Genomic DNA, 24,603 nt, shown 5'->3' with positions numbered 1-24,603 from the left:
TTTACATTTTTTAATCAAGTTTTATTACTTCAGTAAACCTGATATACGTTATTAGCTTTACTTATTTAAAGGTCAGAAGTTAGGTAGATGTAGCCCAGCACCCTTGAGTTCTGTTACCCATGCACACCATCTATATATAGAACTAATGTTTGATTTCTGAAAAAGATCAGTACAGATCAAAAAGCCTAATTCCTTATTCCCTACTCCCCACTCCCCAGCCACGTAGATAATTTCAAAAATCAAATACTAATCCTATATACCTATATATATAACCTGAGTTTGGGTTAAGCCAGAAGCTGAAAAGCTTATTCTGTCAGGATTGAATAAAGCTGGAAGTGATGAAAGCAAGGATAAAAGTGGAATCATTTTGTCAATAAGGTTCATAAATGAAACTAATCTCAACAATATGTATTATTGACAATAGATAAAAACAGAGCTTTAAACCGAACAACGATAAGTCAAGGCTTTTGAGGATTTCTTATCCCGAACTCAGGTTATATAAGAAAATTCCTTTACAAACTTTAAAAGCAAGGGCAATGTCTACGACGGGTTGCGCTATCCTTTCCAGTTCTCTCAGAGAATTCATGCACACAGGACTTACTCGCCTATTCCAAAAAATTGTTACAAAAAAGCCTGGTTACTTGCGTAACCAAGCTCTTAGCTATCTCAATCAATCAAGGGAGGTAAAGTTATCTGATCACAACCTATTAGTTAGCATGTTGTTCCAAATTAACTTTGACAACTTTATTCTTTTCTTGCTCAGTTTTAGGTAGTGTCAGATTCAATATGCCGTCTTTATAATCTGCCGTAACGTTAGTATTTTGAATCCGAGCAGATAGAGGGATTACGCGTTGAAATTTTCCGTAATGAAACTCACTTCTAGTAACACCTTTTTCTTCAGTTTTAGTTTCAGACTTCCGCTCACCGCTAACGTAAACAGCGTTTTCTGTGACTTGCACATCCAGGTCTTTAGCTTCTATTCCTGGTAGTTCTAGCTTCAGATGAATAGCATTTTCAGTTTCTTGTATTTCAGCAGCAGGAACTTTCCTCAAGCCTCCGTCCAAGAAGGCAGATGGTACTCTGGTGTCTTCAAATATATTATTGAGTTGACGTTGTAGAGTGTCAATTTCTCTCCAAGGGTTCCAACTAACTAGTGTCATAGCTCTTCCTCGCATCAATTAGCTTTTGTTTAATCAGCTTCGCACTTCAATTGGTGCTTACATATTTATATTATGCAGAGTTAGACCTACTGTAAATTCGGTTATTAACACCAATGAATTGATGATTACCGTCCTAAATTAGACATGAAATAAGTTACGGTTTACCCTAATTTTTATGTTCGGTAAATTTGAATATACAAATAGATTGAATCATAATTAACCGATAAAGCTGCTATTGAAGGATATAGTACAGAAATACAATGCCTGGGTTGGACTCCCCTGCTTCCCCTGCCTCCCATACTTCCCCTACTTTACTTACTACCCTTACAACTGAGTAACGGCAATTGCATAAATTTTTAGATTGCCTCAGTTAAATATATATCTGTTCAAGTTTGTCTTGAACTTTACTCTCGATTTATTTTTTTAGTTCTTGCGCTCAATTAGTTCACCCGAATGGGTGAGGAATAAACCAACCGCTCAGGTGACCTGAGTGCAGGAAGTTGAGACTGATAAAAAATAAGACTCTATTACTCAATAACACTAATTGCACTTTACTCTAGCTAAGGATAACCCTATGAAATTCTCCACCTTGATTGATTCTATACTCATTGTTGGTTCAATTGCTTTATTACCCGGAATCGGTGGCGCTCAAATAGGTAGTAACAATAGTGGGGAACCTATAGCTATCAATTCTAATAATTTACTTACTCATTTTACGAACGTCAGTTACCTCAAACCCTTTGATGCTGCATTTCTAGCTTATCAAGGTAACTTGAAAGCACAGGGTATTCCCAGCGGTAGTGCTTTGGTTTCTCAATACCAAACAGGAAACTTGACTGCACTAGATGTGGTTAAGGCTGCTGTCAACGCTAAAAAGTTACCAGTACAAGCTTTGAATGATACAGGTTATCTAAATGCCGTTGAGTGGAAGCTGACATCATTCAGTAATACTAGTAGTTTATCTTACTAAATACAGCGTTGCAGAGGTTTGTAAGGAATTTATAAAATGCTGTACTATCATCTCGTTGCTTTGATAAAAAAATGCTTAACACACAAAGGAGGAAAACTTGCTGTCTTCCCCTAATCAGCATCTTATTACCAAAATTTACTTTAACCCCTTCAATCTTGGAGGGGTTTTTAGTTGGTGCTACGCTTGCTCTAGCGTCGCTTTCTTTGCCCAACGCACCTTTTTCATGTTTGACGCGATCGCCTCTCGCCCCGCTTTGCACAGTGCGTTCAAGCCTAGCGGTTACTTCTGGAATGCTTGTATAGCAATAGTTTTATGACGAACCATTAGATTATCCTGTGCGTAGGCGTAGCCCGTTGAAAACATCGCTTGTACACTCGTACACCACATTACACAGATGAAAAAATGGTTGAGTAATAAATTATTTACTGTTCTATCGAATTAACGTTGTTAAGTTACTCAACAGGTGTAGTTCTCACCTCCAAGCTGTGTTAGATATTGTGACGCGAAACAGGAGTATAGATACGTTGCTAAAGCTTTCTCCAGAATCTCCTCTATTTATTGTATTAATTATTATTAGTTTCCTAGTAGTAACTTTGTCAACTTGGCTCTCGTCTAAACCATTCGTTTTAAAACCATTTGGGCTTAATGATATTATCCAGTTACTCACCTTACAATTATTTATTTCTTTATTGTTAGAGCGTTCTTTAGAAGTTTTTATAACTACTTGGCGCGGCCCATTTGTTGAACAATTAGATATTACTATTCAACAAAAAAAGGCTTTACTATCGGAAAAGATCAGACTTACGGAAGTGCAACAGAACCAATTCCCTTCTTTAGAATCCAATCAAATCAGTGGACTTCCACCTGAAGGAATGAGTTTAGAACAGCAAATCATCCAAAATTTTACACAAAATCAACAAGAACCGTTAAAAATATTTAAGCCACAAATTGATGATATAAATGAAAAAGAACAGCAAAAAACAGCATATAAATCCGATACACGAATAATTGCTCTATGGACATCCCTTTTATTTGGTCTTTTAATGAGTGCAATAGGTATTCGCTCAATCGAGCCACTTGTAGTTGTTGATTTAGATAATCCAATGCAAGTAGTTATTTTCCGTTGTTTAGATGCATTGCTAACAGGAGGTTTAATTGCAGGAGGTAGCGAGGGAATTCATAAGATCATAAAAGTTTTTATCGATTTTATGGAAGCTACATCTAAACAAATAAAAAATCAGGGATCATCTTGATTAAATAAAGCATTTTTTTAAAGATTTTAACTACTATTTATGAAAATAATAGAAATTTTTATACTAAATAAATAGTGTTATCTTCCCATAGATAATCTTTAATATTTACAGAAATTTTATTTAAATTACTTAATAAATTTGTTTCAGATACGACTTTAACTCCTTCAGCTTCCAACTTATCTTTTTGCTGGGCAACATAATCTATCAAATGACCTTTAGAGTTTAATATTCTATGTACTGGATAATCAGCAGGCGAGGTTTTTTTCAGGTATGTAGGAATAGCTCTTAAATAACTATTATCTACTCCTATACCTTTGATGATCTGTTTATATGTAACTACTTTCCCAGTTGGAATTTTGATGATAAAATTTAGGAATCGTTGATATGGATTTTCAGATAATGCTGGAAATTTATTAGCTTGCACCTGAAAATTACTACTAACCTGAATTTTACCTGATTTAATAACTACGCCTAAAATTCCTCTTTTTACTTGGATGCTTTTTAATGATTCTACCAAGTAGGCTATTCGCTTACAGGGTTCGCAGTGAAAAGTTAGACGAATCGCTGCACCACTTTCAAAGGTTAGCAGAGAGCCAGGGATAAAATTATCAAATTCTATACCTGTAACTACAATATTTTCTCGTAATTCTCCTGGTTTAATTGATAAATCTAAAATATCTTCATCCCTAACAATTAAAACTTGTCTAGGACTGATAGGATCGGCATTAATATCTCCTTCTATACCATGACCTACTTTTAAATTTAATGTTTTAAGCTCTACCATCGCAGAACCTGGTTTTGTTTTGGTGAAAAGATGCGTTATTGAGAGTGCCATATTAATTCGGTGGCGCGATCAATTTAAAATTTAGCTGAAGTTAGGTAAATCAGGAGACTTACTAAGAATGAATAAACTTCCATCTCCTCCACGTCCAATTCTTAAGGTTTCATCCAAATAAGTAATATCTAGTGTCGCAGTTCTGCTAGTAGGATTATTCGCTGGGATAACCTTAAATGGGTTGAGTTTAGGGGTATTAATGCCAACAATTTTCTCAATCGATAGGTAGCGTTTCTCAAAATAAACGTTAATACGTTTGTTCGCTAAAGGCGCTAAATCTTCTTTGGCTGGCTCAAAGCTAGCTGTCACTTTGACATATCCTGATACTAGCCCCAGAGAATGTTTAACTTTCGCTAGATTGAAAAACAATTTATTTGCAACATCAATCACTTGATAAACTTTACCAAGCTTTAATCCTAACGGGAGAGAAGCTAAAGAACGGATTTCTCTTGCAGTAGAGTATTGCAGTTGCCAAGTTCCATTCAGCAAATAAGTAGCATAGAGAAGAGGATTAGGATTGGGATTGACACTCTCTAGTTCTGTTGTCAATTGTTCAATTTCTTCGGCTAAGGTTTTGTCTAGCTGCAAATCAGTAATAGGAGCATCGCTATTGGGTTGAATGTTCTCAAGCGTGGCTTGTAATTTTTCCTTAATTAAAAGTTGATTGTTCAATGGTTGTAGATTTTTCTTTTACATATCTTATTAATTTAATTCAACTTTTATGCAGGAATTACATAAAAGTTGAATTATCTAGATGATATTAGTCAATGAGTTGTGGGGTAGGAATTTGCGTATCAATATCGGCTTGAGAGAAATTGGGAAGTAACCAGCTGCTCTCACCCGCCTTGAATACTTTGGCAGGTTCTACATTCAATTCAATTGCACCAGTGACTGGATTGGTTCTTGCAATAGACTGTGTGCCGTCCACAAACTTAACAGCGATTGGTTGGGCTAGTTGTTGTGGTTGAGCGTTCGGGCCTAGAACCACTTGAGAACCTGCGGGTAAGTAAATGCCATCGCAATCCCAATCGTCATCTGTGATTGTTCCTGCGCCCAGGAAGTAGAGTTGGGTTGGAGATTTTTTCGGTTTATTGGCATAGACAGCCAACGTTTTTCCTGTTTCATTGCGGCACTGCGCCCGCTTTCTAGCTGTTTCTATAACATTTTTCTGAAGCTGCAATTGTGCCAGTCGCTTCTGGAATTGCTCAGGTGTATAACCAGCTTGCTCAGGTGTATCTTTTACAGTTAGAAGTTGATTGAGCGCCTGAGTTACCTCAGCATAGTCTGCCCCCTTAGTAAAATCCTTGCCTGCCCAAGAGGGTTGAGCAATTACTAGGTTTACCATCAACACGAGAGCGACAAGAACAATTTTGAGAAACTGCATATTTTTCTGCTTTTTTTGAAATTAGTGTTCAGTGCTACTGAAACTTTACCAGATTTCAAAATTTTGAAATATGTCCTTAATTCAAGCGTTAGATGATTAATACCAATTTTGGATTCTGGATTCAATGATCAAACCCTTAACTGAGTTACCGCAATATTGCCGGAAAAACATACATCTACATCGCTACCAGGAGTGCGATCGCGTTTGCCATATTCGCCTGCATAATAAAAATTATCGCCTTCAATTCGATAGTTTACTGGCAAAGGTCTGTTGCAGGGTTGGCAAAACACTATCTCAGGATGCGGTTCTCCTGGTAGCAGATTCGGCAAGTTCACATTCCAAAAGCTTCCCGGTTCTAAGGGACGCTTGAGTAAGTCGGCTAAAACTTCAGCTGTCAATTTGGCAGCCAGATCCCAATCAAAATTTTGCTTGGCTTTGCGATAGTGGGAAATAGCAATTCCGGGAATACCGTGCATTGCGGCTTCCCGCACAGCAGCTACTGTGCCAGAAATGTAGACATCGACTCCTAAGTTACCTCCAGCGTTGATACCTGAAAGCACAAACTTGACATTTGCGTTAATTTGCGTTATGGCAATTCTTATACAATCGGCGGGAGTGCCTGCGATCGCATACTCAGTCTCAGAACGTCGCTGGAGGTTGATGGCACGAGTGGTAGTAACTTGATGTCCACAGCCAGACTGATGATCAGCAGGAGCAGCGATAATAGCATTTTTGCCGTTTACAGCTTTGAGCAGCGCTCGGATGCCGGGGGCATCAATACCGTCGTCGTTAGTTAAAATTATGGTCATGTATTGATATAAATTTTGGCTAAAATTTCCGAAAAATGCAGATATCAACCAATCAATGGGTAGAGTAGGAAAAGCTACTTGCAGATATGAAAAAATGTGCTTATTTCTACCAAAAATATTGATTGTACGATATTATTTCTAGATGGTTTGCAAATTCCGCCCTAAGTTTTTGGGTTAATCCCCAAAATGGGCGGTATTTCTTGTCAACTTAATGCTTGCAACCGCCCTCAGAACAAGTTTGTGCAATCAAAAAATCCTGTAAAATATACATCTGCTGGCAATAGCAGAAATTTAATACTTGAGAAAACTGGGAACGAGAAGATTTTGGCAGTAGTTCTGTAGTATTTTTGATGCAAGTCTGTCTTAGGGATCACACGATGAAACAGCTCCTCAAACAAGTATTTAGCAGTCAAAAACACCTCATCCGGCTAATTCTGCCTTTGGTGACAGTTATTTTAGCAGCCTCGCTGTTTGCCGTACCTGCTTTTGCCACAGGTGTGAATCAAATACCCAACCTCACAGCAGGGAATAACTCCTGGGTTGTAGATCAAGGTGAAGTCATCAGCCGTCTTAATGAAGGTAAGATTAACAGCGCTTTCGAGGATTTGGCAAAGCAAACAGGTAAGGAAGTTAGAATCGTTACTGTTCGTCGCCTCGATTACGGTGAAACACCAGAAAGCTTCACCAAAGAACTGTTTGAAAAATGGTTTCCGACAAAAGAAGCCCAAGCTAATGAAACCTTATTGGTTATTGACACAGTTACCAATGGTACTGCCATTATTACAGGAGATGAAGTCAAGCCATTGCTCACCGACTCTATTGCCGAGAGTATAGCTACGGAAACAGTAAGTGTACCGTTACGCGATGGTAACAAATACAATCAGGCATTTCTAGATGCAAGCGATCGCCTTGTGGCTGTTCTCTCCGGCAAACCCGATCCAGGCCCACCTCAAATCACTGACACTGTACAGGTAGAAGGCACGTTCAAGAAAGCAGGCGAAACTGACCAAGGTAACGCTACTGCTTGGGTAGTAGGATTGTTAATTGCCGCTACCGTTATTCCAATGGCGACTTACTATATCTATCAGATAAATCAGCCATCATCGGATGGGTAATGGGATTGTTCAATTTTAGATTTTAGATTTTAGATTTTTCCTTCAATCCAAAATCCAAGTTGCGCTGTAAGCGCACCAAAGGTGCGACTCAAAATCTAAAATTGGTTTAATCCTGAACATACTCTTGCTCTTTGACTAAAGCTACCTCAGCCCGAACAAATTCTCGACCCAAATAAGCTGCATGATTTAATTGAGTTACAGGAGAGGGCTGAGTTTCCTCAAATATTTTCACGCACAGTTCTTTCGCTGTCCTCCCGCTAAAAAGCGTCGTGTGGGTTCGTTCTACCTTTCCTCTAGCTGGAATTACCTTTCCCGTTTCGGGATCGACAGCTAAACCGCGATCGTCAATCACATTTGTAAAATGCTTGGCATTAATTAACCCGGCATCTCGATCCAAGTAAATAATGAAATATCCACCGGGATCAAGATCAATATGACGCTGGGAAAGTTTATCATCAATTGCGGCTAAATTTTCAACTATTAAATCCATAAGCACTATAAAAAAAAATTTCTTTCTTGAGGGTTTTTTCACTCTATATCAAGTGTAATTCGTCGTTCACCCTCTGCCTTGGCAAACTTTTAAGAATCTCGGTTACTAAATGGCAACTCTGCATTAATCGCCTCAATCTGCTGTTGTTCGAGTTGATTCACTTCTTTAATGTAAGGACGTAAAATTTGTCCTAAACGATTATTGTAAAAGCGGTGCAAACTATGATTGGGCATAGCGGGGAAACCACGGCGTTTTTTGTGGCGTCCACCCGCGCCAGGATCAAAAAGTTGGATATTGTTAGCGATCGCCCACTCAATCGGCGCATAATAGCAAGCATCAAAATGTAAGCAATCTATTTCTTGAAAACTTCCCCAATAGCGTCCGTAGAGTTTGTCACCTTTAAACAAACAAAAAGACATTCCTAAAGGATGAGAGTTATCTTCCTCGCTATATGCAGCAATAAACAAGACTCGATGGCGATAATCGGCGTGTAGCTGCTCAAAAAACCTTCGTGTGAGATACTTGCTACCCCACCAGCCAAACTTATCACAGGTGTCAGCATAGAACTGGTACATCAAGGGAAACAAAGACTGAGGAATTTGATCCCCACTAAGAGGTTGTAATCGTAAACCGGCTTTTTCCACAGCTTTGCGTTCTCGCTTGATATTGCGGCGCTGATTGGCGTTGAAAACTTTCAAATAGTCATCAAAAGTTTTAAACCCAGCATTTTCCCAAACGTAGCTGTGGTGCAGCCAAGTTGTAAAACCATGCCGTTCCAGCATCGGCCGCCATTGGGGATCAACATAGAGAAAATGACACCCAGAAATTCGATTTTTGGCGCAAAAAGTGTCAATTTCATGCACCATAATCGCGGTGATTTCGTCCTCATCTTCTCCTGGGGCAATTAAGAAGCGATAGCCTTCTGCTGGGGTAAATGGTGTCATTCCCAGCAATTTTGGGTAATATTGAACTCCGATGCGATCGGCTAACTCTGCCCATTGGTGATCGAAAACAAATTCGCCAGAACTATGTCCTTTAAGATAAAGTGGCGCAGCAGCAATCAGCGTTCTATCTCGCCACAATGTTAAGTGATTAGGCAACCAACCAGTTTTAGCCGTAGCACTATGGGAGGTTTCAATATTGTTTAGCCACTCCCATTCTAAAAACGGTGTTTTGAGTGGCATTGCCAAAGCATTCCAGGCACTTTGGGGTACTTCAGCAATTTTGTTCGTCCAAACGACAGAATAGCGAGGCTTAAGTTGTTCCACCATTGTCTGGTTTTTTTAGGGGAGTAGGGAGTAGGGAGTGGGGGAAAGAGGCAGGGGGAGCAGGGGAAGAAGAACTATTGATTGATTCTTAAGCAATACCCAATGCCCAATGCCCAATGCCTCAATAACTTTACTTAGCGTAATCTAATCTGCTGGTCGTTGCAGGCGATAGTGCAAAAACACTTCTTGCTCAACTGTATGAACTTCTAGTAGTTGTAGTTTGGGAGCTAAATCGGGTAAAAATCCTTTCCCATCTACAGAAGTGGGTGCAGTATTACCACCTAAAATCAACGGACAAACAGTCAGCCATAATTCATCAATTAAATTTAATTCCAGCAAGGAAGCGACTAATTCACCTCCACCCAAAACCGCCAAGCGTGTTATATGTAGAGTGGCTAGATGCTTTAAAGCTGCGGAAATATCTATTTCTTGCGTTGGTGTTTCAAAAACTAGAATTTGCTCAAATTCTGGAGGGCATTCCTTTGATCTAGCTACCATTGAGGGAGGCGTCCTTAAACGTTCTTTCCATGAAACTGCCCCTGTTGTTGTCGTGAGTAGCCAGCGTCTAACTGGTTGCTTAAAAAATTTAATTTCCGGATTGAGGTTTGCAGAGTGTGAAGTCACTATATAAACTGGCTGCGGAAGCTTCCCATCTTGCGCCCGAAGTTGCACTAGAGTTGGATCTGATATAGTAAGTGTTGTTCCGTAGGCGCGGAGAGTGCCAGCACCGAATAAAACCGCATCACAGGCAGCGATTTGTTTTTCTAAGTGTGCTTTATCAACCCTTGAGCCAAACCGAGCAGGCGATCGCCTAAAATCTCCTATTTTACCATCTGCACTCATTGCTAAAACAACTGTAGTGTGAGGACGATGTTGCAACATTAAATTGATTTTAGATTTTGAATATTTTCTTTGCTAGTGTGTAGATTTTCAAAAAAATCCATGCGTGCAAATTACTCTTTTAAAACTTCACCACTGTATTTATATGCAACCCAAACAGCTTCTCAATCTAGCATATCTTAATTTTGGTATACCACGTTTCTTTTTGAATCATAGCAATTTGTTAATTTTAAACATTGAAAATAAAATTCTGATTATTTAATAAAATGTCTCATCTAGATCATCTAATTACATATCTTTGCTGTTGTGGTTTGCAGATGCAAAGTGAGACACTCGATGACTAATCACCGCCAATCATCTTTTCGTCGAATTTTAGTAACGAGAATACTGCTTCTGTTCGTTCCAGTTTTACTTATAGGCGAGATTGTTGCCTTGAATAAGGCACGTTCTAGCATATTGGGATCTGCCCGTCAAAATTTAACAGAAAGCGCTATCAGTAAAGGTGAGCGAATTGGCGATGCGATCGCTATCTTAAAAGCTACTTTGCTGAGTGTAAGTAAAACAACGGTGATTCCGTCGGATTCGCCTATACAAGAGCAAGAAATTCTCACGCAGACAAGGCAACAACTTCCAGCCAGTATTGAATGTATCCAATTAACAAATCTGTTAAGCCAGAAAATAGTTGCTAGTAGCTGTGGGGATCAAGCAATTGGAGAGTTAAGATTACCTTTGCCTAGTGATGGAATTGATGTCAAAGCAATCTTTCCGCCGAAGGCAGGAATAACTGGAAAAAGAAACACACAAAATCAATTGCAAGTAGTGTTATCTGCACCAGTTTCCGATAGCCGAAAAAATTTGGTTTACAGCTTAAGCATTCAGTCTGCATTGTCGCAACAAACCAAAAATCCGCCGGGATCGCTTACAGGCGCTATGGTAGTGATTGCTGAAGATGGCACAATTTTGGCACACCCATTCACAGACTGGGTGGGAACTAATATTAATCAGCACCCAAATGCTTCTCAACTCAAAAGCATAATTAAAAATGCGCTTGCAGGGCAAAACAATTCGATAAATTTGTCTTTTACACAAGGGAACGAATTAGTCGCTGGCTATACGGCTATTGCCAATCCACTTACCCAACAGCAGCAGCAAAAATGGATAGTCTTAGCTGTTACTAGTGTCGATAATGCACTTTTTGGTTTAGAGGAAATCAAACTAATTCTTATCGTTTTAACAGTTGGTTTGATTGGTGCAAGTTTGTTAGCATCTTTATATCTAGCACCTTACTTGGCACGTCCTGTAGAAGAATTGCGAGACTACGCTCTAAATATTCACTCTCACCATGCAGCACAACCAGTTCCGCACAATTTTCAAATCCGGGAATTTAATCAACTAGCCCAAGCATTAGACCAAATGGTAGAACGGCTCAAAGCTGGCTCAGAAGAACTGGAAATAGCTTGGAAAGAAGCAAAAAGTGCTAACCAGATTAAAAGCCAGTTTTTGGCAACGACTTCCCACGAATTGAGAAATCCATTACATACTATTATCAACTGCATTCGCTTGGTTGAAGAGGGCTTATGTGATAGCCGGGAAGAAGAAATGGAGTTTCTCAAACGCGCCGATGAAACAACTCTTCATTTGCTAAATATTATTAATGATTTACTCGACATTTCTAAAATCGAAGCAGGGAAGCTTTCTGTAGTTACCACACCTCTTGACCTCAGACAAATATTGCTAGAGGTGATTAATTTACAATCAGTTAATGTTCAACAAAAGGGCTTGCAATTAAAATGCGAGTTAGATCCCCAAGTAATACCAATTAAGGCAGACGCAGCAAAACTAAAGCAAGTGCTGATTAATGTTATCGGCAACGCCACTAAGTTTACTGACACAGGAAGCATTACCATTGCTACAGAAATTCAACATAGTAATGGTAAATCTCAAGTGGTAGTAATAGTTAAAGATACAGGTATAGGAATTGATCCCACTCAACAGCACAAACTATTTCGCCCCTTTGTGATGGTGAATGGCACAACTAGCCGCCAGTTTGAAGGGACTGGACTGGGACTAGCAATTTCACGGAACTTAATCGAACTCATGGGAGGCAGCATTACTCTTGAAAGTACGGGACTTCATCAAGGTACGACACTGAAAATTACCTTACCCTTGATTGATATCTCACTCTTACCTATTGCCAAGAAAGAAGAAAATGTAGGGGATCTTGGATTTTCCTCTGTGAATGATGCGGCAAAAGCAAATCACTACCCTAACCTACAAGAGTCTGAGAGAAGTCCTTCCTTGAGTCTTAACAAATCTGTAAAAGCAGATGTAGATAAAGAGAAGTCCTCGAAGTTCCAAGTGTTACTTGGGAACGAGACTTACGAGATTAGTCTTTCGCCGCAGCAAACTCTGTTGGTAAGTCTTCCAAAAGGGGGAGTTTGTGCGGATATTCTTTTAAAGAGGTAATTATTTAACAAGAGTTGTTCTAGCTCATGGTTTGTAACCTACAGCTAGCATCACAGAAGCGGGGATTTCCACACCACTGTACGTCGCATACTTTGATGCTCCATCGATAATAGCATTCTCAATATTGCGCCGTTGGTCAGGGGTTTGCATTGCCAATATCGCGCCAAGACGCGCCGTACTTACAACAACCTTTGCCATCACATCTTCAGGTGTAGAGAAAGTCCACTTTATAGACAATTCAGTGACAGACACCTCAGTGAATCCCTCGGCGATCAAAACCCTTTCACATTCGCCTCTTTCGCCGAAGCGGAACAAAGGTGGCCCCGGAGGTAGATCGACATTCATGTTGCCATAAGTCTGCACCGAACCCAGTATAAGAGCCATAAACGGATTGCACGTTGGCGGTGTCCAACAGGTGAAGGCATAGCGCCCTCCCGGTTTGAGTACGCGAAAGGATTCGGCGATCGCTCTTTCTGGGTTGGGGAAATGGAGGATGCCCAAGCTACAAACAACCGCCTCAAACTGCCCCGATTCAAAAGGAAGGTTTTCTGCATCCCCGTTATGGAATGATGCTTGAGGGCATCGCACTCTGGCAATAGCCACCATATTCTCTGCATAGTCCAATCCTGTTACTATAGCTTCCCGCTTTAGTGCTGCGGCACTGAGCCAGCCAGTCCCGCAAGCTATATCCAGCAATTTCAAACCAGATGCTCCTACAGCATCCAATATGGCTTCATTCACCTGAGAAGTTACAGCAGCGATCGCTTCATCATATTTTTGGGCTACAAGAGAGAATTTGTCACGCTCGAACTGCTTGAATGCATCGTCAACAATGGTCGAGTCATCTGTCATTTGTTACTTTTGCTCCTTATTATTCAGAAAAACAGGTTGGCCGCCTTGGTTAAGAGATGCTGTTAAAGCAGCAAGAATTTCTACTAACTGTGTGCCTACCCAGCCAGACGAAACCTCAGAGGGAGTATTGTTAAAAACAGAGACAACAAAGCAGGAGCAAACTCGCCCCAATGGTTCCCCTGGCTCTAATTCCAGTACCACCTGCTTTTGATTTACCGGAATAAATTGATGCCCCTGCTGTTCAAACTCACCATGTATTAAGGTGAGAGGTGATAATTGCGACATTTCATCAAAAATCAAACTACCAAGGCTGCCCACAATTCCCAATCGTCGCTGCTTATCAGAATTCAGCCAGCACAAGTGAATATAAGCTTGAAAGTTATCTGGATATGTCAGTGTTAGCCATACTAGATCAGCTAGTCCTTGAGATGGAAAGCGGGTCATTTCCCTACTCCCCTCTTCCTGTAGCCACACTGTACCCGTTGCTTGTACTTTCATAGGGGTCTGTCCCAGCCAAGCGTTAAAGATAGCTATATCGTGAATAGCTAAGTCCCACAGCGCATCAACATCTTGCCGAACAGGCCCCAAATGGGTGCGCGTCGCGTAGCCATAGCGTAAATCTCCTAATTTACCCGCTTGTACTACACTTTTTCCTTGCTCAACTGCTGGGTGAAATAAATAAGTATGGTCAACCATCAGTATTAAATGATGCCGCTCTGCTAACTGGCAAAGTTCTCGACATTCTGCTGGGTTAAGAGTTAGGGGTTTTTCAGCTAAAACATGGTATCCCTGTTGGAGAGCGTCTTTAATTAAAGCATAGTGGGTAGTAGCTGGAGTTGCGATCGCCACCCCTGTCAACCCTGGAACTTTCTTTAAATCTTCCCATTGAGTTGTTAAAACTACATTATCATCTAAATTAAACTGCTGTTTTATCGCCGCTAATCGTTCTGGGTGGGGGTCTACTACAGCAACTACATCTACTTGAGGATGTGCTAAGAAATTCCGCAATAGATGCACTCCCCAACGCCCAACTCCGATGACAGCAATTTTAATTTGGTTTGTCATTTGTCATTTGTCATTTGTCATTTGTCATTAGTATGCAAGGGACTAGGGATAAATGACCAGTAACAACCAACGAGTTATCGGTTTATCAGTACTATTTTCGGTTTAGGGTATTTCCGGTTGAGGAATTGCTAAAAAGGCTACTTTCGCTGCGGCTTGTTCAGCAGTTTTAATTGATCGCCCTTTACCAACTCCAAGCTTATTTCCGTGTAGCCAAACTTCAGCCACAAAACGTTCTTGATTGCGGTGCGGTTGAGTGACTTCCACAACCCTATACTCTGGTAAAACTTTAAATTGTGCCTGAGTCCATTCTTGGAGAGCAGCTTTGTAATTAAGTCTGGCAGGATCGAGGCGAATTTCTGTCGTTAGTTGTTGGAAGTGGGGATCTAGCCAAGAGCGGATCAGTTCCAGATTTTGAGTACTTAAGTAAAGCGCACCCAGAACTGCTTCAAAGGCATCTGCCAGTCGTGACTCTTGACCAACTTTATCGGCGGTAGCACTACCAGCGACTAGTAAGTATAACTCTAAACCATAAACTCTGGCCAATTGGGCGAGGATGCGATCGCTCACCAACACCGAACGAATTGCCGCAAAATCGCCTACTGGACAATCAGGATAATTTTCCCATAACACAACAGCCGACACCAACCGCACCACTGCATCGCCAACAAACTCCAGTTGTTCATAATTTGCCGAATCAGAGACAGTAGGATGAGTTAGCGCTAAATCTAGCAATTCCCACTTTATAGGTGCTTCTAGGGACAAACCTAATTTTTGGACTAAACTTTCGAGTTGCCGTTGACGGCGTGGATAGGCAAGTGGCATTGGAGGCAGGGGAAAAATACTAACTTCTAACTCTTGTACAGACGCGATTCATCGCGTCTCTTCTAACTCAGCACTCAGCAATAAAAAAGGGGGGAGAGAGCAGGACATAAGCCGGGTTCTGTTCTCTTGCGAGGGCAGTTATCTATCTGGGACGCTTGTTACCAAACGCCTCTAGCGGCTCTCATTGAGCGGAACTGGTAAAAGACCAACCGTAGTTCCTATCGCCTTGCTCCCAACCGGGGTTTACCGAGCCAGCACCTCTCGATACTGCTGGTGCGCTCTTACCGCACCTTTGCACCCTTACCAAAGATTGGGGAGTGGGTAGAGACGCGATTAATCGCGTCTGTACGGAGTGGGGAGTAGGGTTTTTCTTTCCCTATTCCCTATTCCCTATTCCCTGTTCCCTTATTATTGGCGGTATCTTTCTGTGGCACTATCCTCACGATCGCTCGCACTGGACGTTATCCAGCAAGTTTGGTCTTTCGGGAGTCCGGACTTTCCTCAAACCAGTAGCTATGACTGATCTGCAACCGCCTGCGCCTACTCTCTCCTTAGATCCAGTTTACTGTTGACGTAGCCTGTTGACAGGTATTACTTTTTTTTATTCCAAGGTAGAGCGTAAGTCCAAGGTAGTTTCCTGACTGTGAAAGGACAATTGATAATGCTAATGGGAGGAAAATCACGACCTGGAGCTAGACCTAAACGCACCTCAGATATCCTTAGTACCAGTTGCAGGGAAAAGTCCAACTCCTTTTTTCTGTTAATAAAGTCGTTGTACAATTTTTTTTGCCCTTTTTGCAGCCCGTTGATATCAATTAGTGGTTTTTTTGCTGAATAGGTTCCAGCTACTTGATCGCGCTCAAATACATCTTCTGCTGTCACTGTTTCAGAAAGTGTTTTTTTGGGAGCAATCAAGCTAGGACTTTGGGGTACTGCTAAGTCGCGGGTTAAATCTGGTGATTTCCTAATTACGCGGCGTGATTGCTTGCTATGTTCAACTACTAAAGAACTGTTGTCCCAGTCAACGTATACAGCAACATTATCAGATTTATTTTCAATGCTAATTCCTAAATCTTTCAAATCGTCAATTGGATATGAGGATTTGAGTTTAAAGGAAATTCCAATTTTATCATCGAGATTGTGTTCTTTGAGTTGCTCGTCAACGATTCCTTTTTTAAACTCAAACTTAATTTGATCATCGATAGATTCAACCATCCGGTTAAAAATGTATGAAACACCGATAATATAAATCGTTAAAACTACTAAATTTTGGTCGCTACTCCTCATAAGTTAAAATATTAACTCCTGATGCTAATGAATGTATATTTGACTCATTATCCATCTACAATTTTTAATTACGTTTAATTGTTACAGAATTTTGCAGCCAGCCTCGTCGCCAAAAGAACAACAGCAATCCAAGTGCGATCGCTAACATCACTGCCCAGCAAAGTGGATAGCCCCAATACCAGTTCAACTCAGGCATATTATATGGAGATTTTTCAGTATTGAAATTCATACCATATATTCCGGCAATAAAAGTCAGTGGAATAAAAATTGTTGAAACTATCGTTAGTACCTTCATGATTTCATTCATTTTATTACTCACTGCCGAAAGGTACACATCCATTAAACCAGATGCTAGTTCTCGATAAGTTTCTACCATATCCATCACTTGCACTGTATGGTCATAACAATCTCGCAGGTAAATTCGTACTTCTTCACTAATTAAATCGGGATCATCACGAATTAAAGAATTAATTGCATCTCGCTGGGGCCAGATAGCACGACGTAATTGCAGTAATTCTCGCCTAATTTGATAAATATTTTGTAGTGTTTGCGGAGTAGGTTTAATTATTACTTCTTCTTCTAACTCTTCAATTCGCTCCCCATAAAGCTCCAGCACTGGGAAAAAGCCATCAATAATTGCATCTAACACGGCATAAGCTAAATAATCGGCTCCCTGTTTGCGAATGATCCCTTTGTTTTTTTCAATTCGCGATCGCACCGCTTCAAAGCAATCATGTTCTGGTTCTTCTTGTACTGTCAGCAAATAGTTTTTTCCTAATATCAAACTTACTTGCTCGCTGTGAAAACCACATATTCTTTCCTTTGGTACTACCATGCGGGCAATGAATAGCAATTGGTCTTCATAATCCTCTGTTTTGGGGCGTTCCGGTACATTAACTATATCTTCTAAAACTAGAGGATGTAACTTAAAAACGTTACCTAATCGTTGTAATATGTCTTGACTACCTAAACCTTGTACGTCTACCCAAGAAATCGACTCTCTCTGCAAATATGGAATACATTCTTCTGGAGTTGCTATTTGTTCACGGATAAAATTGGTTTGGTTATAGTCAATCAAAAAAATTATCGGTGGTGGAGCATCTGCATCAATAAAAATGGTTCCGGGTATAGTCCCAGGTTTATGATGGAACTCATCTTCATATACCTTGGTGATTATTTTAGGAAGGCGACTCAGTTTTCGTGCCATGCAATATTACCTAATAGCTATTATTCATTTGTCATTAGTCATTAGTAAAAATAATTGACTAGTGGCTAATAATCGGTTAAATGTAATTTAACAAAAACTAATATAAATACGGCAATTTTTAGATTAAGTAATTATTTAGGTTGCTAACTTGGTCATCAGCATTTTATTGGTAGTTAGTTGTATTTAGAACTAACCACTGAAAAGTTTCATAATTACAGCTATTTTTAGTTGTAGGGGCATAGCATTGCTCATTGGTGTTAACTTAACGTAAAAGTCATGTCCCGCAAGGAACTGAAGTTTCTTACTAATAGTAAAAGTAATCTTTTGATTACTAAATATCCCCAAGAATCTTTAGTCTACTTCAGTAGACTTTAGCTATTAGCCTTGAACTTTAGTTCCAGGCGGATGAGGTAGCCAACAGTTAAGCTAATAAATAGCTTAAGTTGACACTAATGAGCATTGCTGTGCCCCTTCGATAAGTGTGGTTTTAATAGATGAAAACTGCTGTAAATTTATTTAGGTTCAGTGAGTTACCAGCAATACAGATAACATATTGCTTCTGAATCAGCAATGGTAAGTATAAAAAAACAGTTTGCCTTGGTAAGACAAACTGCTGAAAAAATATTTATCTGAGTCAAAACAGGCAAGGGATCAGAGGGAAAAGCTGAGACGGAGCTTGTACTTTGCCCCAGTTCAAGCGAACGAAAAAGGACGGGGCTTCATACCGTGTTTCGCTGCACTCCACGCAGTTTTTGGAAGGGCTTGCTCCCCTTGCTCCGTGCTCCCTTCCCCCCTGCCTCTTCGGTGAGCAGAAGTTAGAACATGCCCATGCCACCCATACCGCCCATGCCACCCATGCCGCCCATACCGCCCATACCGCCCATATCAGGGGCCGGAGCAGCAGATTTCTTCTCAGGCTTTTCAACAACGATCGCTTCGGTAGTTAAGACCAAACCAGCAATAGAACCAGCGTTTTGCAAAGCTGAACGCACGACTTTGGCAGGGTCGATAATACCAGCAGCAATCAAGTCTTCAAATTCACCAGTAGCGGCGTTGTAGCCAGTGTTGATGTCGCTCTCCCGGACTTTCGAGACGATTACAGAACCTTCAGCACCAGCGTTGTCTGCTATTTGGCGCAAGGGGGCTTCTAGCGCTCGTTCGACAATATCAGCCCCAATTCTTTCTTCGTCATTTTCTAGAGTGTTTTTAATCGCTTCTACCGCCTTAGCTAAGTGAATTAGGGTTGTCCCACCACCAGGAACAATACCTTCTTCTACAGCAGCCTTAGTAGCGTTGAGCGCGTCTTCAATTCGCAGTTTACGGTCTTTAAGTTCGGTTTCGGTTGCCGCACCTACTTTAATCACTGCCACGCCGCCAGCGAGCTTGGCGATGCGTTCTTGCAGTTTTTCTTGATCGTATTCAGAATCAGTTTCTTCCAACTGTCTGCGAATTTGACCAATCCGCTTTTGTACTTCTGGCTTGGTGACGCTACCAGCAACAATTGTGGTGCTTTCTTTGTCAATGGTGATTTTGCGGGCAGTTCCCAACGCTTCTAGAGCAGCAGTATCCAAACTTAAGCCGATTTCTTCCGAAATCAACTGTCCATCGGTGAGAATAGCAATATCTTCTAACAAAGCTTTGCGGCGATCGCCAAACCCAGGTGCTTTGATTGCAGCTACAGTAAGCACACCCCGCGCTTTGTTCACTACTAAAGTTGCCAAAGCATCACCTTCGACATCTTCAGCAATAATCAGCAAAGGCTGACCAGAACGGGCGACTTTTTCCAAAATCGGCACTAAATCTTGGATACTGCTAATTTTTTTATCAGTAACCAAGATCCGGGCGTTTTCAAATTCCACGATTTGGCGCTCGTTGTTGGTGACAAAGTAGGGTGAAATGTAACCCCTGTCAATCTGCATCCCCTCAACTACTTCTAGTTCAGTTGTGAGAGATTTAGATTCTTCAACGGTAATTACACCATCTTTGGTGACTTTTTCCATTGCTTGGGCTAACATTTGGCCAACTTCTTCATCGTTACCAGCAGAGACAGTGGCAACTTGAGCGATCGCACTTCCTTCTACTGGCTTGGCTATCTTGGCAATTTCTTCTACAAGTGCCTCAATGGTTTTGTCGATCCCCCGTCTCAAGCTAACAGGGTTACTACCCGCCGCGACGTTCTTCAAACCTTCCCGAATCAAGGCTTGTGCTAAAACTGTTGCGGTGGTTGTACCATCCCCAGCGACATCTTTAGTTTTTGAGGCCACTTCCTGGATGAGTCTTGCACCAGTATTTTCCAAAGGATCTTCTAATTCAATTTCCTTGGCAACAGTGATACCATCGTTGACAATTTGAGGTGCGCCAAATTTTTTCTCTAAAAGGACATTGCGACCTTTGGGCCCCAAGGTGATTTTTACGGCATCGGCAAGGGCGTTAACACCCTTTTCTAGAGATCGCCGCGATTCCTCGTCAAATGCAATAATTTTCGCCATGTTTTATTTTTCTAGCGCTTCCATTAGACAATTTAGCACTCACAGCGCCAGAGTGCTAATCTTCCAAGCGGCTCAAGTTACAAATGGAAATAAAAAAATTGATTAATATACAGGTGATGCTCATATTACATACAGGCAGTAATGCTTGAATTGGGAGATGAATCTAGACAACTCCCTTAAGTCCCTCGGTATTGCCGACCCTAGCGGCACCGGCTGGTTGGCGGTAGTATTTACGTTTCTTTTGGCTTGCCTTGTAACGTGGCGTTTAATTCCGACAGTACGCAAATTCGCCTTGCGGGTAGGTTGGGCTGACCAACCCAACGCCCGGCGGCTCAACCGAGAACCTTTGCCCAATGCAGGAGGGCTGGCTATCTACGCGGGTGTGATTGCCGCACTGATATTAGCTAGCCTTTTACGACCTATCGAACTCCAAAATGTATTGGCTCAGGTACTGACTATTCTGTTGGGGGGTTCGATATTAGTCCTTGTAGGCTTTATCGACGATCAATTCGGCTTACCGCCCTCTGTTCGTTTGTGGGCGCAAATCCTTACGGCGCTATTACTGGTAGCCAATGGTATCAGTATTCATGTTATGTTTGGTACTCCCATAGACTCGCTCCTGTCTATGTCGTTAACAGTACTTTGGGTAGTAGGAATTACCAATGCCATCAACTTGATGGATGGTATGGATGGTTTAGCGGGAGGAATCAGCTTTATTACCGCCATGAGTTTGTTGGGTGTTGCAGCCCAGTTTAACAATCGTGCAGCAGCAATCTTGGTGTTAGCAGCCTTGGCAGGTGCTGCACTGGGCTTTTTACGTCACAATTTTCACCCTTCGCGGATCATTATGGGTGATGCCGGAGCATACTTTTTCGGCTATGTATTAGCAGCAACCAGTATTTTAGGTAGGCTACAACAAAACACAGTTTATGCGCTAATTCCCACGGTTTTATTTTTGTTATTGCCAGTACTAGACACCACTCAAGTATTTGTGCGACGGCTATTAGCAGGAAATAACCCTCTGAGTACTCCTGGCAAAGACCACTTGCACCACCGCTTACTTGCTTGGGGACTTTCTCAGCGCCATGCTGCGTTCACACTTTGGTCAATTACCTTAGTTTTTAACTTGCTGGCTATGAGAATACAAGGCATGAGTTTGGCTGTGATGCTGACTACCGCCAGTAGCATTATCATTCTTTTGGGCTTTACTATCTGGCAAAGGATACGTCAACAGCCTTAATTCTTTGTAGGGTAAGCATTGTAATGCTAGCCCTACTATAGGAATCGTATTTGATTTTTGAAATTATCTCCGTGGGTAGGGAGTGGGGAGTAGGGAGTAGGGAATAGGGAATTAGGCTTTTAATTTGTACCGAGCTTTTTCAGAAATCAAACATTAGTCCTATATGGTTTATTCAGTCCACCAAAAATTCAAACTTAAGTTAATAAAAATTTGCAATGGGCTTTGCCCCACTACGCTAACGCAATGACGCTCGTTCCTCTCTACGAGACGCTACGCGAACGCTGCGCTAACGCAATTTGTAATGACGCTCCTACGGACGCTCGTTCCGACGTTCGTTCCTCACTAACGCTGCGCTAACGTAATTAAGAAACTTAGATACAGCAAGATTTTATATCTATTTATTAGTTTGCCTTAAAAGGATTTTTTAAACTCATTTAACAGATTTTACTTGCCAAAAAATAACATGCTCTAAACAATTAAAAAATAGTAATAAATGATAATATTGGCGCGATATAGGTATCGGCGCTCATATTTTTATTTTGCAATTTTTATAAATAAATCCTTAAAAATCCAAATGAATTCTTCTTCAAGAACGCTGTTGTGTCTATTTGCTATATAACAGATGTACATTATCTGGTTGCCGTTATAGTTAAGTATCTTTGTATTTCATATTAAGTACTTGTGTTACTTTTGCTCCCCTTAAGTTTGTGAATTCTGAGCTATATAGTTGTTCAACTTAAGTATTAAATAAAATCATTACCAATAGTCTAGGAAAAGCAAAAACGTGAACCGTTTCCAAAAGCTATCCTCAATTGTATTACTGCTATTAGCCTTCATTTATCCACCTGCTTTGGCTGAAGCCAAGGATAATACTCTAAACAATGTTCTTAATGAACAGAGTATTGACGCACAGACAAAATTAGTTGGAGGGCAAAGTGAAGAGCTTTTGTTAGCTCATCGACGGACTCGACGACGTTATCATAGACGGCAACGGACTGGAAGATATTATTATCAACACCAGAGGAATCGACGACACTATAGACGACGCTATCGCTCTGTAAGTTATCACGGACAACCATATCGTCATGGAGAATGGGAACTTGTGCGCGATCGTCATGGACGATTAATGTATGATTGGCAGCGTTAATAATATTTACATCCAATTTTCCTAAAGAATCTTTATGCGTAAATCCTAATGTAAGCAGACTTATTCAAGTTATCTGATATTCTTGCTTAAAGTAGCGATTGGCAAGCGCCCCCACAAGTGCTTCTTTGCCTGAAAAAATTAATGCAACTACCCTACTAGAATAGCTGCACGGATAGCGTCAAGCTTGATTAATAAGTTCATAGTTGGCGCTTTAGCGCTAAAGCACCAACTATGAACAATCGCTACCCCTCAACTATTTAGGCCATTACCATACCGCCATCGACATTAAAAACTTGTCCGGTAATGTAGTTGGCGGCGGGGTCGGCGGCTAGGAAGCGTACCATCCCAGCGATTTCTTCAGGTTGACCGAAACGGCCGAGTGGGATGTATTTCAGAATATCTTCGGGGTTGTTGAGGTCGCTGGTCATATCGGTGGTGATAAATCCAGGGGCGACGGCGTTAACGGTGATCCCACGAGTAGCTAGTTCTTTAGCTACGCTTTTGGTAAAGCCGATTACACCTGCTTTGGCGGCGCTGTAGTTTGACTGACCTGGATTGCCCATTTGCCCAGCAACGGAGGTAATGTTGATAATCCGCCCCGATCGCTGCTTGAGCATGATTTTACTGACGGCGCGTGTACATAGGAAAACACCAGTTAGATTAAGGTCTATCACAGCTTGCCAATCTTCTGGCTTCAAACGCAAAAGCAGTGTGTCGCGGGTAATACCTGCGTTATTGACTAAAATATCCGCACGGCTGAACTTTTCCATCACGGTGTTAACTAATGTGTCTACTTGATCGCCTTTAGAAACGTCTGCTTGGATAGCGATCGCTTGACCTCCCGCATCTGTAATTTCTGTAACAACTGCTTCAGCCGCCGCACTGGAACTGGCATAATTGACAACTGCGATCGCTCCTTGTGAGGCTAATTCAATTGCGATCGCTCGTCCAATCCCTCGTGATGCACCTGTGACAATTGCAACTTTATCTTGTAATATTGTCATTTAATGTTCCTCAATCTTAGAAATACCGCGCTAATTATCTTATGGCGATTTAGGGAACATCTGAATATTGTCTGGATAATTAAATATCTATAGTTATTTCTCTCTTAATTGATGAATAACTTAAAGCAACATATTGTTGATTTAATTTATAGCTATGATGCCTAATAGCTCATTGTAGACATCGCCCGATTACATACACTAGAAAGTGTTGCAGCTACAAGCATCGTAGGTATCACTTTTAGGAATGGCAGTTATAGCTTTTCCTAATCAAATGAGTTACATCAGAGCAAGCTTCTTACTTGCTCTTAGGAGGTTGAAGGTGGGGTTATGTACCTACTCAACAGAGAACCCCTATAGTGATGTGCTTGGTCAAGATAGGTTTAAATACATATTTAACCTATATACACAAACAAGAATAATATACGAATTTTATTATAATTATTTAAGATTTTTTGCTGGCAAATCATCCTATATTGAGTAATTTAATCCTTTTCCAACAAAAACCCATAAACCTATACCGCTTTTATTTTCTAAGAATTACTATTGAAACAAACAATTGAAAATCGGTGTGTATCACATGGCAACTAAAAAGCAATTTAGCAGCTTTGAAGAGATGCTGTCTGCTTCTGATGTACCTGTATTAGTAGATTTTTATGCTGACTGGTGTGGCCCATGCCAAATGATGGTGCCAATTTTAGAGCAAGTCAATGCCCAACTTAAGGATCGCCTGCGAATTGTCAAAATCGACACAGAGAAATACACAGATTTGGCTACTCAGTATAAAATTGCCGCTCTACCAACCTTAGTACTATTTAAGCAGGGTCAGCCTGTGGATAGAATTGAGGGAGTGATGCAAGCACCGCAGTTAGTGCAATATCTACAAACAAAGGTTTAAGCTAA

At 41.0% G+C, this 24,603-nt stretch carries 23 protein-coding genes and 1 other RNA gene; 8 read left to right on the top strand and 16 right to left on the bottom strand.

Translation table 11 applies throughout. The features are described from left to right. Positions 1-707 precede the first annotated feature (707 nt). Positions 708-1,160: an Hsp20/alpha crystallin family protein gene (locus RMY00_RS17920; protein ID WP_322648805.1), complete on the bottom strand. Its 453-nt coding sequence runs from the start codon at positions 1,158-1,160 to the stop codon at positions 708-710. Positions 1,161-1,734: 574 nt separating this feature from the next. Between RMY00_RS17920 and RMY00_RS17915 the strand changes: the two genes are divergently transcribed. The 3 genes from RMY00_RS17915 to RMY00_RS17905 all read left to right on the top strand — a co-directional run bounded on the left by RMY00_RS17915 (position 1,735) and on the right by RMY00_RS17905 (position 3,383). Further along, positions 1,735-2,130, top strand: a complete 396-nt coding sequence (locus RMY00_RS17915) for a hypothetical protein (protein ID WP_322648804.1) — start codon at positions 1,735-1,737, stop codon at positions 2,128-2,130. 97 nt (positions 2,131-2,227) lie between these two features. Next, positions 2,228-2,446, top strand: coding sequence for a hypothetical protein (locus RMY00_RS17910; protein ID WP_322648803.1), 219 nt, complete (start codon positions 2,228-2,230; stop codon positions 2,444-2,446). 208 nt (positions 2,447-2,654) lie between these two features. Beyond that, positions 2,655-3,383, top strand: coding sequence for a hypothetical protein (locus tag RMY00_RS17905; protein ID WP_322648802.1), 729 nt, complete (start codon positions 2,655-2,657; stop codon positions 3,381-3,383). A gap of 58 nt (positions 3,384-3,441) precedes the next feature. Here RMY00_RS17905 and RMY00_RS17900 read toward each other — a convergent pair whose 3' ends face one another. The 4 genes from RMY00_RS17900 to surE all read right to left on the bottom strand — a co-directional run bounded on the left by RMY00_RS17900 (position 3,442) and on the right by surE (position 6,411). Continuing rightward, complete coding sequence (locus RMY00_RS17900; RefSeq protein WP_322648801.1) at positions 3,442-4,167, bottom strand: MGMT family protein; 726 nt, start codon at positions 4,165-4,167, stop codon at positions 3,442-3,444. 81 nt (positions 4,168-4,248) lie between these two features. Continuing rightward, entirely contained in the window at positions 4,249-4,890 is a 642-nt protein-coding gene (locus RMY00_RS17895; RefSeq protein ID WP_322648800.1) for a PAP/fibrillin family protein, read from the bottom strand. A gap of 88 nt (positions 4,891-4,978) precedes the next feature. Then, the gene (locus tag RMY00_RS17890; RefSeq protein WP_322648799.1) at positions 4,979-5,602 is read right to left on the bottom strand and encodes a hypothetical protein; all 624 of its coding nucleotides are present in this window, start codon (positions 5,600-5,602) and stop codon (positions 4,979-4,981) included. A 128-nt stretch (positions 5,603-5,730) separates the two neighbouring features. Further along, the gene (gene surE / locus RMY00_RS17885) at positions 5,731-6,411 is read right to left on the bottom strand and encodes a 5'/3'-nucleotidase SurE (RefSeq protein WP_322648798.1); all 681 of its coding nucleotides are present in this window, start codon (positions 6,409-6,411) and stop codon (positions 5,731-5,733) included. 377 nt (positions 6,412-6,788) lie between these two features. Between surE and psb32 the strand changes: the two genes are divergently transcribed. Next, positions 6,789-7,526, top strand: a complete 738-nt coding sequence (psb32, locus tag RMY00_RS17880; RefSeq protein ID WP_322648797.1) for a photosystem II repair protein Psb32 — start codon at positions 6,789-6,791, stop codon at positions 7,524-7,526. Positions 7,527-7,632: 106 nt separating this feature from the next. On the opposite strand, the gene RMY00_RS17875 is transcribed toward psb32, so the two are convergent. The 3 genes from RMY00_RS17875 to RMY00_RS17865 form a co-directional block, all read right to left on the bottom strand. Further along, positions 7,633-8,016: a DUF4346 domain-containing protein gene (locus tag RMY00_RS17875; protein ID WP_322648796.1), complete on the bottom strand. Its 384-nt coding sequence runs from the start codon at positions 8,014-8,016 to the stop codon at positions 7,633-7,635. Between the two features lie 89 nt (positions 8,017-8,105). Further along, on the bottom strand, positions 8,106-9,287 hold the full coding sequence (locus RMY00_RS17870; RefSeq protein ID WP_322648795.1) for a GNAT family N-acetyltransferase: 1,182 nt from the start codon (positions 9,285-9,287) through the stop codon (positions 8,106-8,108). Between the two features lie 141 nt (positions 9,288-9,428). Continuing rightward, complete coding sequence (locus RMY00_RS17865; protein WP_322648794.1) at positions 9,429-10,166, bottom strand: RibD family protein; 738 nt, start codon at positions 10,164-10,166, stop codon at positions 9,429-9,431. Positions 10,167-10,460: 294 nt separating this feature from the next. Here RMY00_RS17865 and RMY00_RS17860 point away from each other — a divergent pair, with 294 nt between their 5' ends. Then, a complete protein-coding gene (locus tag RMY00_RS17860) occupies positions 10,461-12,590 on the top strand; it encodes an ATP-binding protein (RefSeq protein WP_322648793.1) in 2,130 nt (709 codons plus the stop codon). Between the two features lie 24 nt (positions 12,591-12,614). Here RMY00_RS17860 and RMY00_RS17855 read toward each other — a convergent pair whose 3' ends face one another. The 7 genes from RMY00_RS17855 to groL form a co-directional block, all read right to left on the bottom strand. Then, entirely contained in the window at positions 12,615-13,442 is an 828-nt protein-coding gene (locus tag RMY00_RS17855) for a class I SAM-dependent methyltransferase (RefSeq protein WP_322648792.1), read from the bottom strand. 3 nt (positions 13,443-13,445) lie between these two features. Further along, a complete protein-coding gene (locus RMY00_RS17850; RefSeq protein ID WP_322648791.1) occupies positions 13,446-14,507 on the bottom strand; it encodes a Gfo/Idh/MocA family oxidoreductase in 1,062 nt (353 codons plus the stop codon). Between the two features lie 102 nt (positions 14,508-14,609). After that, positions 14,610-15,329: a ribonuclease III gene (gene rnc / locus RMY00_RS17845; RefSeq protein WP_322648790.1), complete on the bottom strand. Its 720-nt coding sequence runs from the start codon at positions 15,327-15,329 to the stop codon at positions 14,610-14,612. Between the two features lie 91 nt (positions 15,330-15,420). Further along, an RNA gene (gene rnpB, locus RMY00_RS17840) (RNase P RNA component class A) lies at positions 15,421-15,877 on the bottom strand. 43 nt (positions 15,878-15,920) lie between these two features. Continuing rightward, positions 15,921-16,616: a hypothetical protein gene (locus RMY00_RS17835; RefSeq protein ID WP_322648789.1), complete on the bottom strand. Its 696-nt coding sequence runs from the start codon at positions 16,614-16,616 to the stop codon at positions 15,921-15,923. 64 nt (positions 16,617-16,680) lie between these two features. Then, on the bottom strand, positions 16,681-17,823 hold the full coding sequence (corA, locus tag RMY00_RS17830; RefSeq protein ID WP_322648788.1) for a magnesium/cobalt transporter CorA: 1,143 nt from the start codon (positions 17,821-17,823) through the stop codon (positions 16,681-16,683). An 815-nt stretch (positions 17,824-18,638) separates the two neighbouring features. Further along, positions 18,639-20,312, bottom strand: a complete 1,674-nt coding sequence (gene groL / locus RMY00_RS17825; protein WP_322648787.1) for a chaperonin GroEL — start codon at positions 20,310-20,312, stop codon at positions 18,639-18,641. Positions 20,313-20,469: 157 nt separating this feature from the next. Here groL and RMY00_RS17820 point away from each other — a divergent pair, with 157 nt between their 5' ends. Further along, positions 20,470-21,552 (top strand): MraY family glycosyltransferase, encoded by a 1,083-nt coding sequence (locus RMY00_RS17820; RefSeq protein WP_322648786.1) that lies wholly within the window; start codon positions 20,470-20,472, stop codon positions 21,550-21,552. Between the two features lie 784 nt (positions 21,553-22,336). Continuing rightward, positions 22,337-22,699 carry a hypothetical protein gene (locus RMY00_RS17815; protein WP_322648785.1) on the top strand — a complete coding sequence of 121 codons (363 nt, stop codon included), beginning with the start codon at positions 22,337-22,339 and terminating at the stop codon, positions 22,697-22,699. 257 nt (positions 22,700-22,956) lie between these two features. Here RMY00_RS17815 and fabG read toward each other — a convergent pair whose 3' ends face one another. Beyond that, positions 22,957-23,703 (bottom strand): 3-oxoacyl-[acyl-carrier-protein] reductase, encoded by a 747-nt coding sequence (gene fabG / locus RMY00_RS17810; protein WP_322648784.1) that lies wholly within the window; start codon positions 23,701-23,703, stop codon positions 22,957-22,959. Positions 23,704-24,280: 577 nt separating this feature from the next. Here fabG and trxA point away from each other — a divergent pair. Then, positions 24,281-24,598, top strand: coding sequence for a thioredoxin (trxA, locus tag RMY00_RS17805; RefSeq protein ID WP_100898273.1), 318 nt, complete (start codon positions 24,281-24,283; stop codon positions 24,596-24,598). Positions 24,599-24,603: the final 5 nt, after the last annotated feature.

This window comes from Nostoc sp. ChiVER01 (assembly GCF_034531155.1).
GTDB lineage: Bacteria > Cyanobacteriota > Cyanobacteriia > Cyanobacteriales > Nostocaceae > Nostoc.
Note: the sequence above shows the minus strand (reverse complement) of the source record. Positions and strands in the feature narration are given on the sequence as shown.